Annotated in this window: 9 protein-coding genes; 3 read left to right on the top strand and 6 right to left on the bottom strand. The window is 73.3% G+C overall.

Annotated elements, in window-relative coordinates; all coding sequences use genetic code 11:
• The first annotated feature begins 1526 nt into the window (after window positions 1-1526).
• Complete coding sequence (locus MQP27_RS32365; protein WP_242771271.1) at window positions 1527-2729, top strand: amino acid deaminase/aldolase; 1203 nt, start codon at window positions 1527-1529, stop codon at window positions 2727-2729.
• Window positions 2730-2803: 74 nt separating this feature from the next.
• Here the strand turns inward: MQP27_RS32365 and MQP27_RS32360 are convergent, their stop codons facing one another.
• The 4 genes from MQP27_RS32360 to MQP27_RS32345 are packed head-to-tail and all read right to left on the bottom strand — an operon-like array spanning window position 2804 to window position 7591.
• The gene (locus MQP27_RS32360; protein ID WP_242770733.1) at window positions 2804-4036 is read right to left on the bottom strand and encodes an HAD family hydrolase; all 1233 of its coding nucleotides are present in this window, start codon (window positions 4034-4036) and stop codon (window positions 2804-2806) included.
• A 25-nt stretch (window positions 4037-4061) separates the two neighbouring features.
• Window positions 4062-4844: a 3-oxoacyl-ACP reductase gene (locus tag MQP27_RS32355; RefSeq protein ID WP_242770731.1), complete on the bottom strand. Its 783-nt coding sequence runs from the start codon at window positions 4842-4844 to the stop codon at window positions 4062-4064.
• A 6-nt stretch (window positions 4845-4850) separates the two neighbouring features.
• Window positions 4851-6215, bottom strand: a complete 1365-nt coding sequence (locus tag MQP27_RS32350; RefSeq protein ID WP_242770729.1) for an aldehyde dehydrogenase family protein — start codon at window positions 6213-6215, stop codon at window positions 4851-4853.
• An 11-nt stretch (window positions 6216-6226) separates the two neighbouring features.
• Complete coding sequence (locus tag MQP27_RS32345; protein ID WP_242770727.1) at window positions 6227-7591, bottom strand: glutamine synthetase family protein; 1365 nt, start codon at window positions 7589-7591, stop codon at window positions 6227-6229.
• Between the two features lie 93 nt (window positions 7592-7684).
• On the opposite strand from MQP27_RS32345, the gene MQP27_RS32340 reads away from it, so the two are divergent.
• Together MQP27_RS32340 and MQP27_RS32335 are read left to right on the top strand one after the other, a co-directional pair.
• Window positions 7685-8419: a FadR/GntR family transcriptional regulator gene (locus MQP27_RS32340; protein ID WP_242770725.1), complete on the top strand. Its 735-nt coding sequence runs from the start codon at window positions 7685-7687 to the stop codon at window positions 8417-8419.
• 398 nt (window positions 8420-8817) lie between these two features.
• A complete protein-coding gene (locus MQP27_RS32335) occupies window positions 8818-9522 on the top strand; it encodes a gamma-glutamyl-gamma-aminobutyrate hydrolase family protein (RefSeq protein WP_242770723.1) in 705 nt (234 codons plus the stop codon).
• On the opposite strand, the gene MQP27_RS32330 is transcribed toward MQP27_RS32335, so the two are convergent.
• Entirely contained in the window at window positions 9497-10462 is a 966-nt protein-coding gene (locus MQP27_RS32330; protein WP_242770721.1) for an aminoglycoside phosphotransferase family protein, read from the bottom strand. The genes MQP27_RS32335 and MQP27_RS32330 overlap by 26 nt on opposite strands.
• A 44-nt stretch (window positions 10463-10506) precedes the next feature.
• Entirely contained in the window at window positions 10507-11451 is a 945-nt protein-coding gene (locus MQP27_RS32325) for a LysR family transcriptional regulator (RefSeq protein WP_242770719.1), read from the bottom strand.
• Between the last annotated feature and the right edge of the window lie 52 nt (window positions 11452-11503).

The following is an 11503-nucleotide window of genomic DNA, read 5'->3' as shown; positions in this document are numbered from 1 at the left end:
GTACGAGAGTGTCCGGGGCGGACGTGCCGGTGCGGTCGCGGCGTTCGGCGGCCGTCGGCCGAGTGGCATCCGGGGTGGGCGCACTGCGGCCCGGCTCACGATTCGTCGACGAAGCGGCATCCGGGGCGGACGCACCCATGGCGTTGCGGCGAGGCTCAGGAGCGACCGGCTGGGAGGGTACACCGGTGGCGTCGCGGTGCGAGTCGCGAGCGGCCGACGCAGCCGCCGCCGGCCCGGGCGTGCCGGTGGCCTCCGGGCCGGCCCACGCTGCGGCATCCGGAGTCGGCACACCCCTGACATCGCGGCGCGGCTCGCGGCCTGCCGACGGCGTGGCGCCCGGGACCGACGGGCCCGTGGTGCCGCCCTGCGGGGTGCGGCCGTCGGCCGACGGAGCGGGTCCGCCGGTGGCCGGCGGAGCTGGAGAGGACGTGCTGGTGGAATCGGGGCCGGCCCACGCGGCAGCGTCCGGAGTCGGCGCACCGCTAACGTCGCGGCGCGGCTCGCGGCCTGCCGACAGCCCGGCTTCCGGGGCCGGCGGGCCCATGCTGTCGCCCTGCGGGGTGCGGCCGACCGACGGCGGGGTGTCCGGGAAGCGGGCCGAGGCCTGGGGCGGGGGTGGGTTGAGCGGGGCGTCCCAGGACTCGCCGGCGCTTGGACGCGGAGGGCGGGGCGCGGCAGCGGACGGGGTGCTGTCGGTGTCCGGGCGGGTGGTCGCGGGCCGTTCGGGGTTGGCGCGACGCGACGCCGCTCGGTCGGGACGGGACGCGGCGGCCGACGAGTCACCACGGTCCCCGCTCGCTCCTGCTCCTGCTCCTGCTCCTGCTCCTGCTCCTGCTCCTGCTCCTGCTCCAGTCGAACCCACAGGCCGTCCGAAAGCCGCGAAGGGCTCGGAGCCCCGCCACGGCGACCACACCCCGCGAGAACCGCCCGCCGCTACGGAACCACTCGCATCCGGACCTGATACGCCGGAACCACGTGTGTACGACCCCGACGCCTCGGAACCACTTGCGTACCGCCCCGCGTCGGCCCCCTGGTCACCGGAACCCTGGTCGACGGAACCATGGCCGCCGGAAGCCTCCGACTCCCCGGTCTCCCCCGGCCCCCGGCCCTGCTCCCGCCCCACCACAGGCGGCTGCGCCGGAGGCGGTGGTGTCGTCGGGCGTGGTGGGAATGAGGCGTGCTGCGCTTCCGTGCTCATGCACCCCCCGTTTCCTTCATCCCCGGGCCGTCCAGTCCTACGTCGTACGCGCACCGGCGTCCTTGTGCTCAACCGCTCGGCACCGAACCCGGACGGAACCCGGACCGACCCCGGACCGAACCCGCCGCAGGCCGTCCCTCCCGGGCACGCATACCCGTGCGCGCGGACCGGCATCCCGCCGCAGGCCAAGCGGCCGGCTCCGTTCCGTCGTACCTGCGCGTCACTCTACGGGTTGCCCCGGCCCGAACGGGAACCAGTCCACGAGCCCGGGGCATCTGCCCGGAACGTCCCCCTACCCTGCGGTAATCCTGTCTGGCAGGCTTCGTTCATGACTGCGCGCGCCGCCGACCGGGCCCGTTACGACCGGGCCACCGCCCATCTTGAGGCCCCCCTTGCCATCGTGGACCTGGAGGCCTTCGACGCCAACGCGGACGACCTCGTCCGCCGGGCCGGCGGCAAGCCGATCCGCGTCGCCAGCAAGTCCGTCCGCTGCCGGGCCCTGCTGGAGCGGGTCCTCGCGAAGGACGGCTTCGCGGGGATCATGTCCTTCACATTGGCCGAATCGCTGTGGCTCGCACGCGGCGGCTTCGACGACGTCCTGCTCGCCTACCCGTCCGCCGACCGCGCCGGATTCGCCGAACTCGCCGCCGACCCCAAGCTCGCCGCCGCCGTCACCGTGATGATCGACGACCCCGCGCAACTCCGCCTCATCGACGAGGCCAGGGACGGCGGTCGTGAAGTCATCCGTGTCTGTCTGGAGTTGGACACCTCCCTCAAGCTCCTCGGCGGTCGCGTGCGCGTCGGCGCCCGCCGCTCGCCGCTCCACTCCCCCGCCCAGGTCGCCGACCTCGCCCGCGCCGTCGCCCGGCGGCCCGGGTTCAAGGTCGTCGGGATCATGGCGTACGAGGGTCATATCGCCGGCGTGGGCGACTCGGTCGCCGGGCGGCCGCTGCGGTCCCGTGCCGTACGGCTGATGCAGGCCACCGCCCGCCGGGAGCTTGCCGAGCGGCGTGCCGAGGTGGTGCGCGCGGTGCGGGCGGTCGTACCGGAGCTGGAGTTCGTCAACGGCGGCGGCACCGGCAGTGTGCAGTTCACCGCCGGCGAGGACGCCGTCACCGAGATCGGTGCCGGGTCGGGGCTGTACGTGCCGCGGCTCTTCGACAACTACACCTCCTTCACCGGGCGTCCGGCCGCGCTGTTCGCCCAGCCCGTCGTGCGGCGGCCGGGGGTGGGGGTCGTGACCGTCCTCGGCGGCGGGTACCCCGCCTCCGGCGCGCCCGGCCGCGACCGGCTTCCCGTGCCCTACCTCCCCGAGGGTCTGCGGTACGACCCCCAGGAGGGCCCCGGCGAGGTGCAGACGCCGCTGCTCGGCTCCCCGGCCGACGACCTGCTGCTCGGCGACAAGGTGTGGTTCCGGCACGCCAAGGCGGGCGAGCTGTGCGAGCGGTTCGACGTGCTGCACCTGGTGGAGGGCGACGCGGTCACGGCGACCGTCCCGACGTATCGCGGAGAGGGACACACCTTCCTCTGATCGGTGATCGGTGATCGGTGATCGGTGATCGGTGATCGGTGATCGGTGATCGGTGATCGGTGATCGGTGATCGGCTAGATGGTGTCCGGCTGGTCCGGGACCACCGAACCGTCCTCGCGCCGCACCGGGCCCCGGCTGCCGTCCGGCGCGTTGTAGGCCGTCGTCGAGCACGGGTAGGGGTCGGTCCGGCGCGGCAAGGGGTCGATGAACATCGGGTTGATCAGCCAGTGGCCGTCGGCGTCGTCGTGGGCGCGGCACATCAGTTCCGGCTTGTTGCGGTTGAGGACCAGGTGCGCGCCCGTCGCGTCGCCGACGAAGGTGACGTCGGTGTCGGCGTCCCCGGCCGCGAGGGCCGGGCGGCGCGGCCACGGCTGCCGCTGCCAGGCGGCGGGGCCCTGGACGCCGTAGATCTCCTGGTTGATCCAGCAGCGCTTGCCGTCGATGTACGGGATCGCGGTGCCGCGGGTCGCGGGGACGCCCCCGCAGCCCTGGTTCCACGTCGTGATCCGGCCGCGGCGGTCGAGGACCGAGCGGATGGCGATGGTGTGGTCGGCGTCGATGCCGACGCCCCTTGACCAGACCTCGGTGATCGGTTCGGAGCCGGCCGAGACGATGTAGACGTCGAATCCGGCGCGCTGGAGGGTGCGGATCAGGTCGCGTTGTTGGGCGTAGTAGCGGACGTAGGCGGGGACCGTGTGGGTGCCGAGGGTGCGGGTGGCGCCGATGGGTGCCGTGAGGGCCTCCGTGCGGGCCTCGCGCGCGTAGGAGGCGAGTTCCGCGGGGGTGCGGCCGGCGAACAGCTGGGGGACCCAGGCGTACTGGGGGACCGTGCGGCGGTGGTTCCAGGTGCCGGCGAAGGCGGGGGCGCCGGACGCGGTGGTGGCGTTCTCGCGGATGTCGAGGATCTCGTCCGTGCAGCGGGGGTTCGTGGAGGTGCGCAGCGGCTCGGGCGTGCCGGTGCCGCAGGCCTTGGTCAGGGCCTTGTCGGCGGCCTCGGTGAGCCAGGCGCTGGTGTCCTTCCAGCGGGCGGGGCGCAGGAGCTTGTCGTGGCGCAGGGCCCAGGAGAGGGTGGCGTCGGTGACGTCGTTCTTGGTGACCGTGTTGTCCCAGTCGAAGACGGCGACCGGGTGCCGGGCGGGGCCGGAGCAGGTGCCGCGTTCGTCGATCACCTGTTGCAGGTGAGCGCGGTTGTCGCCGTACCAAGTGGTTGACAGATGGGGGCAGTTGGCGCCCGTGGATGGGGATGCGGGCGCGGCCGCCAGGGTTGTGGCGGCCGCCAGCAGGGTCCACGCGAGAAGGTGTCGCATACGCGTGGACCGTACCGGTTCGTCCCTACAAGGGCGTGACGTACGCGCCCGCGATTCCGCCGTCCACCAGGAAGTCGGTGGCGTTGACGAAGGAGGAGTCGTCGCTCGCCAGGAACGCGACGGCGGCGGCGATCTCCTCGGCCTCGGCGAACCGGCCGACCGGGATGTGGACGAGCCGGCGGGCGGCGCGCTCGGGGTCCTTGGCGAACAGCTCCTGCAGGAGCGGGGTGTTGACCGGGCCGGGGCAGAGGGCGTTCACGCGGATGCCCTCGCGGGCGAACTGCACGCCGAGTTCGCGGGACATGGCGAGGACGCCGCCCTTGGAGGCGGTGTACGAGATCTGGCTGGTCGCCGCGCCCATCCTCGCCACGAAGGAGGCGGTGTTGATGATGGAGCCCTTGCCCTGGCGCTGCATGTAGGGGATGGCGGCCTTGCAGCACAGGTAGACGGAGGTGAGGTTGACCTCCTGGACGCGCTTCCAGGCCTCCAGGCCGGTCTCCAGGATGGAGTCGTCGTCGGGCGGCGAGATGCCCGCGTTGTTGAAGGCGATGTCGACGCTGCCGTAGGTGTCGAAGGCAGTCCTGAAGAGCGCCTCGACCTGCTCGGGGTCGGTGACGTCGACCTTCACGAAGATCCCGCCGATCTCGTCGGCGGCCGCCTTGCCGCGGGGCTCGTCGACGTCGCCGCAGACGACGTGCGCGCCCTCGGAGGCGAGTCGACGCGCGGTGGCGAGGCCGATGCCGCTGCCGGCTCCGGTGACGACGGCCGTACGGCCCACCAGGCGGCGGCAGATGGTTTCTTCTGTCATGAGCGGTCAGGCCTCCGTGCTGATGAAGACGTTCTTGGTTTCGGTGAAGGCGGAAAGGGCGTCCGGGCCCAGCTCGCGGCCGACGCCGGACTGCTTGAAGCCGCCGAAGGGGGTCGAGTAGCGGACGCTGGAGTGCGAGTTGACGGACAGGTTGCCGGCCCGGACGCCCCCCGAGACGCGCAGCGCGCGGCCGACGTCCCGGGTCCAGATGGAGCCGGAGAGGCCGTACGGCGTCTCGTTGGCGAGGCGGACCGCGTCCTGTTCGTCGGTGAAGGGGAGCAGGACGGCGACCGGCCCGAAGATCTCCTCGCGGGCGGCGGCGGAGTCGGGCCGCTCGCCGGTGAGGACGGTGGGCGGGAACCAGAAGCCGGGGCCCTCGGGCGCGCTGCCGCGCAGGGCGGGGGCGTCCTCGGGGACGTACCCGCGCACCCGGTCCAGCTGCCGGCGCGAGATGAGCGGGCCCATCTGCGTCTTCTCGTCGGCCGGGTCGCCCACGACCACGGCCGCGAGCGCGTCGGCGAGGAGCGCGGACACCTCGTCGTACACCGACTCCTGGACCAGGATCCGGGTGCGGGCGCAGCAGTCCTGGCCGGAGTTGTCGAGGAAGGAGAAGGGGTCGACGGCGGCCTTGAGGTCGGCGTCGGCGAAGACGATGTTGGGGCTCTTGCCGCCGAGTTCGAGGGTGACGCGCTTGAGGAGCGCCGACCCCTTGGCCAACACCTGTTTGCCCACTGCCGTTGACCCGGTGAAGACGATCTTCGCGACTCCCGGGTGCTCGACGAGCGCGTCGCCGGCGACGGGGCCGTGGCCGGGGAGCACCTGGAAGAGGCCCTCGGGAAGCCCTGCCTCCAGGGCGAGTTCGGCCAGGCGCAGCGCGGTCAGCGGGGTGGTCTCGGCGGGCTTGAGGAGTACGGCGTTGCCGGCGGCCAGCGCGGGCGCGGTGCCCCAGGCGGCGATCGGCATGGGGAAGTTCCAGGGCGCGATGACGCCGACCACGCCGAGCGGTTCCAGGATGGTGACGTCCAGGCCGCCGGCCACCGGGATCTGGCGGCCCGTCAGGCGTTCAACGCCGCCGGCCGCGTAGTCGAGCAGGTCTCGGACGTTGCCGGCCTCCCAGCGGGCGTTGCCGACGGTGTGCCCGGCCTCCCGGACCTCCAACCGGGCGAGTTCCTCGAGGTGTTCGTCGACGGCGACCGCGAACCAGCGCAGCAGCCGGGCCCGGTCGGCGGGCGGGAGCGCGGCCCACGTGGACTGTGCCCCGGCCGCCCGGGCGACGGCGGCGTCCACGTCGGCGGCCGTGGCGGCGGGTACGGTCGCGATGACCTCTTCCGTGGCCGGGTTGAGGACCTGGAGCTCATGCTCGTACGACAAGGAATGACCTCTCACATGCGTTCGAAGGAGCGGCGCAGCTCCCAGTCGGTGACCGCGGCGTCGAAGGCCTCCAGCTCGACGCGGGCCATGTTGCGGTAGTGCGCGACGACCTCGTCGCCGAAGGCGGCCTTGGCGATCGGGCTGTTCTCCCAGAGCTCGGCGGCCTCGCGCAGGGTGGTCGGGACGTGCTCGTACTCGGCCGTGTACGCGTTCCCCGCGCAGGCCTCGGGCAACTCCAGCTTCTGCTCGATGCCGTGCAGCCCGGCCGCGACCAGTCCGGCGACGGCGAGATGGGGATTGACGTCACCGCCGGGCAGCCGGTTCTCGAACCGCATCGAGCGGCCGTGACCGACGACGCGCAGGGCGCAGGTCCGGTTGTCGTACCCCCAGGCGACCGCGGTCGGGGCGAACGAGCCCTGCTGGAACCGCTTGTAGGAGTTGATGTTGGGGGCGTAGAGGAGCGAGAAGTCGCGCAGTGCCGCCAGCTGCCCGGCCAGGAAGTGCCGCATGACGTCGGACATGCCGCCCTCGCCGTCGCCGGGCATGACGTTGTTGCCGGCCGCGTCGGCGAGCGAGAGGTGGATGTGGCAGGAGTTGCCCTCACGCTCGTTGTACTTGGCCATGAAGGTGATCGACACGCCTTCCTGGGCGGCGATCTCCTTGGTGCCGGTCTTGTAGATGGCGTGCTGGTCGCAGGTGACCAGGGCGTCGTCGTACTTGAACGCGATCTCGTGCTGGCCGGGGTTGCACTCGCCCTTCGCGGACTCGACGGTCAGGCCGGCGCCCGCCATTTCGTTGCGGATCCGGCGGAGCAGGGGCTCGATGCGGCCGGTCCCCAGCACCGAGTAGTCGATGTTGTACTGGTTCGCCGGGGTGAGCCCTCTGTAGTTGGCGTCCCAGGCCTGCTCGTAGGTGTCCTTGAAGACGATGAACTCCAGCTCCGTGCCGACCTTGGCGGTGAAGCCGTGCTCGGCGAGGCGGTCCAGCTGGCGGCGGAGGATCTGGCGGGGGGCGGCGACCACGGGCGAGCCGTCGTTCCAGCCGAGGTCGGCGATGAGCATGGCCGTACCGGCGTTCCAGGGGACGCGGCGCAGGGTGGACAGGTCCGGATGCATGGCGAAGTCGCCGTAGCCGCGGTCCCAGGAGGACATGGCATACCCGTCGACGGTGTTCATCTCGGTGTCGACGGCGAGCAGGTAGTTGCAGCCCTCCGTGCCGTGGTGCAGCACCTCGTCGAGGAAGAAGCGGGCGGCGAACCGCTTGCCCTGGAGACGCCCTTGCATGTCCGGGAAGGCCAGGACGACAGTGTCGATCTCACCGCTCGCGACGAGGGCGTGCAGCTCCTCGACGCTCAGCGGGGGTGTGCGGTCTGCCACGGGAGGGCTCCTTCGGCTGCTGCGCTTTTTCGACCGGGCCGGAAGCCATAAGGTATTGCCGAGAACCATTGCTTGGGAAGGGGGTACGGCCGGATGTCGCTGGATCCTGACGGCAGCCTTGAGGACCGGTTGACGCCGGTGCTGCGGCCGGTGCGGGCGGGGAACGGCTTCGAGGAGGCGCTGGAGCAGATCCTGCAGGTGGTACGGCTGGGTCTGGTGCCGGGGGGCGAGCGGCTGCCGGCCGAGCGGGAGCTGGCGGAGCGGCTGGGGATCAGCCGGGTGACGCTGCGCGAGGTGCTCAAGGTGCTGCAGGACCAGGGGCTGGTGGAGTCGCGGCGCGGGCGCTACGGCGGCACCTTCGTGCTGCCGCGCACGGACGCGGGCGGCGAGGACGAGCTGCGGCGGCGGATCGCCGAGGTCGACATCGAGGACGTGCTGCGCTTCCGGGAGGTGCTGGAGGTCGGGGCGGCGGGCCTGTGCGCGGCGCACGGGCTGACGGCGGAGCAGACGGACCGCCTGCGCGAGGCCCTCGCCCGCACGCACGACGCGCCCCTGGCCGACTACCGCCGCCTGGACACGCTGCTGCACCTGACGCTGGCCGAACTGTGCGGCTCACCGACGCTGACCGCGCAGTACGCGGCGGTACGGGCGTCGGTGAACGACCTGCTCGACTGCATCCCACTCCTCGTACGCAACCTCGAACACTCCCAGCGGCAGCACATCGCCCTGGTGGAGGCGGTCCTCGACGGGGACGCGGACGGGGCACGGGAGATGATGCGGGAGCACTGCGCGGGGACGGCGGCACTGCTGCGGGGGTTCTTGGCGTGAGCGCGGGGGCGGCGCTGCTGCCGCGGGGGGCCTGGCGTGAGCGCGGGGACGGCGCTGCTGCCGCGGGGGGCCTGGCGTGAGCGCAGGGAAGGCGGCGATGCCGTGGGGGCCTTGGCGTGGCGCGGGGACGACGCTGCTGTCGCGGGGGGGGGGCCTGGCGTGACCGCAGGTATGGCGGCGGCGCCTCGACGAAGGTCCGCGGGGAGAGCGCGGCCATGGCGGCGATGCCGCGACGAAGATTCCCGGCATGAGCGCGGCCATGGCGGCAATGCCGCGACGAAGGTTTCCGGCGTGAGCGCGGTCATGGCGGCGATGCCGCGGCGTGAGCGCCGGGTGCTCTTGCCCTTCGGCCGCTTCCTCGGCAAAGGTATGAGGGCAATCCATTGCGGGGAGGACGCATGAGCGGCAGGCCGCTGATCGGTGTCAGTACGTATCTGGAGGCCGGGGCGCGCTGGGGCGTGTGGGAGCTGGAGGCGGCGCTGCTGCCGGCCGGCTATCCGCGGCTGGTGCAGCGGGCCGGGGGCCTCGCCGCGATGCTGCCACCGGACGCGCCGGAGCTGGCGGCGGCGACGGTGGCCCGCCTCGACGCGCTGGTCATCGCGGGCGGCCCGGACGTGGAGCCGGTCCACTACGGCGCCGAGCCACACCCCCGCACCGGCCCGCCGGCCCGCGCCCGGGACGCCTGGGAGCTGGCCCTGATCGACGCGGCCCTGTCCGCGGGCACCCCCCTCCTCGGCATCTGCCGCGGCATGCAGCTCCTCAACGTCGCCCTGGGCGGCACGCTCGTCCAGCACATCGAGGGGCACGCGGAGGTGGTGGGCGTCTTCGGCAGCCACCCGGTCAAGCCGGTACCGGGGACGCGGTACGCGTCGATCGTCCCCGAGGAGACGTCCGTACCGACGTACCACCACCAGTCCCTGGACCGCCTGGGCACCGGCCTGATCCCGTCGGCTTACGCGGAGGACGGCACGGTGGAGGCCGTGGAACTCCCGTCGGCCGAGGGCTGGGCACTCGGCGTCCAGTGGCACCCGGAGATGGGCGAGGACGACCGGGTCATGCGGGCGCTGGTGCAGGCCGCTACGGCGTCTTCGACCGGGTCCTGAGCCACGCCAGTGCCGCCTCGCCCTGGGCCCGCTGGAAGGGCCGCAGGGTGGGGAGGCCCGGCGGGGGCGGTTGCAGGGCGCTCTCCATGAAGAACCCGGCCAGCCCGGCCAAGGTCGCGGTGACCGCGTCCGGGTCCGCGTCCCGGCCCAGCGGATGCGCCGTGAACACCTCCTCCGGGTCCGGCCCGCCCTGTGCCCGCACGCACGGCAGCATGACCAGCAGGTCGAACCACGGCGCGGCGCGCACGGCGTGCGGCCAGTCGACGAAGACGACACGGTCGTCGGCGGTGAGCAGCATGTTGTCGGCGCGCAGGTCGGCGTGGGCGAGGGTGTCGCCGGACGCGGCGTCGGCCCAGCCCGCGGCCAGGCCGGCGAGCCGGGGCAGCTGGGCGAGGGTGCGGGCGTCGAGGCGGCCCCGCAGCTCGTGCTCCGGCTGAGCGCACAGGCGTCGCCAGCCGGCGAAGGCGTCGGCGAGGGCTTCGCCCACGGGCGGGGCGGCTGCCGGGGAGGGGGTGAGGGCACGGCCGAGCTCCGCAACCGCGTCGAGCACGCGCCGCAACTCCGGCTGCCGCCAAGGGACATGAGGCTGACGGCCGACCACCTCCTGAAGGACCAGGGCCACCCAGGTGCCGTCGTCGTAGGTGCCGAGGAGGCGGGGAGCGGGGACGTGCGGCGGGAGGGCGGCGGTGTTGCGGGCCTCGGTGCGGTGCAGGGCGGGGCTGTCGGGGTTGGTGTCCGCGCTGACCGCCTTGACGAAGGCACGGCGGCCGTCGGCGGTCCGGATGCGGGCGGCGACGCCTGGGGAGAAGCCGCCGGGTTGGGTGACGGCCTGGACGACCGGGCTGCCGCCGAGCACGTCCGCGACGGCGGTGCGCACGTGGTCCGGGAGGGCTTCCCAAGGGGTACGGACGCCTGCGGCGGGCGGGGCGGGCGTGGTCATGCGGTTCATGGTGCGGGCAGTCGGTGGTGGCACGCCAAGGGTTTTCAAGCGCCGGAAGGGCCGGATTTGCCCCGCGTCAACGACAGAAGCTCCCGCGCCGGCCCCACCGGCCGGTGCCCCGTCGGCCACACCGCTCGCAAGTCTCGTGCCAGCGCGACCCCTTCCACCGGGACCCGCACCAGCCGCCGCATCGCCAGTTCCTCCCCCACCGCCAGTTCGCTCAGCACTGCCGGTCCCGCGCCGCTCACCGCCGCCGCCTTCACCGCTGTCGTCGAGGAGAGTTCGATCAGGGGGCGGGCCAGGCCGCCCAGGGCCGCGTCCAGGACCTGGCGGGTTCCCGAGCCCTTCTCGCGGAGGATCAGCGGGGTCGCCGCGAGCTCCGACGCCTCCAGCGGGCGGCGTCGGCGGGCCCACGCGTGGCCGGGGGCCGTCACCACGATCAGCCGGTCGTGGGCGATGACCGCCGAGTCCAGGCCCGGCGGGACGCTGACCCCCTCGACGAAGCCGAGGTCCGCCTCACCCGCCAGCAGCCGTTCCGCCACCGCCGCCGAGTTCCCCGCGAGCAGCGACACCGCCGTGTCCGGCCGTCCCGCCCGCAGCGCCAGCAGCCAGCCCGGCAGCAGATACTCGGCGATCGTCATGCTCGCCGCCACCCGCAGCCGCGAGTCCCGCCGGTCCCGCAACGCCTGCGCCCCCGCGTCGAAGGCCTCCGCCGCCTCCACGATCCGCCGCGCCCAGTCCGTCACCAGCGCACCCGCGTCCGTCAGCCGCGAGCCCCGCGGTGAACGGTCCACCAGCGCCACGCCCAGCTGCCGTTCCATCGACCGGATCCGGCTGCTCGCCGCCGGCTGAGTGATCCCCACCTCCCGCGCCGCCCCGCCCAGACTCCCCAGCCGCGCCACCGCCAGCAGCAGCTCCAGCGCGCCGAGATCGGGCACCCGGTGCGACAGCGAGCCGGGTGGCGTCGCCCGCTCCTCCTCGTTGCTCATAACTCCAGCTTATGTCCTCATAGAGGGAGACTCCCTGGTCGGGAGCGACGGG

Source organism: Streptomyces cylindrosporus (assembly GCF_022698165.1).
GTDB classification, from domain to species: Bacteria; Actinomycetota; Actinomycetes; order Streptomycetales; family Streptomycetaceae; genus Streptomyces; species Streptomyces cylindrosporus.
Note: the sequence above shows the minus strand (reverse complement) of the source record. Positions and strands in the feature narration are given on the sequence as shown.

Coding starts and splice junctions, on each gene's coding strand:
- MQP27_RS32365 (WP_242771271.1), top strand. CDS start 1,527: ATGACTGCGCGCGCCGCCGACCGGGCCCGTTACGACCGGGCCACCGCC.
- MQP27_RS32360 (WP_242770733.1), bottom strand. CDS start 4,036: ATGCGACACCTTCTCGCGTGGACCCTGCTGGCGGCCGCCACAACCCTG.
- MQP27_RS32355 (WP_242770731.1), bottom strand. CDS start 4,844: ATGACAGAAGAAACCATCTGCCGCCGCCTGGTGGGCCGTACGGCCGTC.
- MQP27_RS32340 (WP_242770725.1), top strand. CDS start 7,685: ATGTCGCTGGATCCTGACGGCAGCCTTGAGGACCGGTTGACGCCGGTG.
- MQP27_RS32335 (WP_242770723.1), top strand. CDS start 8,818: ATGAGCGGCAGGCCGCTGATCGGTGTCAGTACGTATCTGGAGGCCGGG.
- MQP27_RS32330 (WP_242770721.1), bottom strand. CDS start 10,462: ATGACCACGCCCGCCCCGCCCGCCGCAGGCGTCCGTACCCCTTGGGAA.
- MQP27_RS32325 (WP_242770719.1), bottom strand. CDS start 11,451: ATGAGCAACGAGGAGGAGCGGGCGACGCCACCCGGCTCGCTGTCGCAC.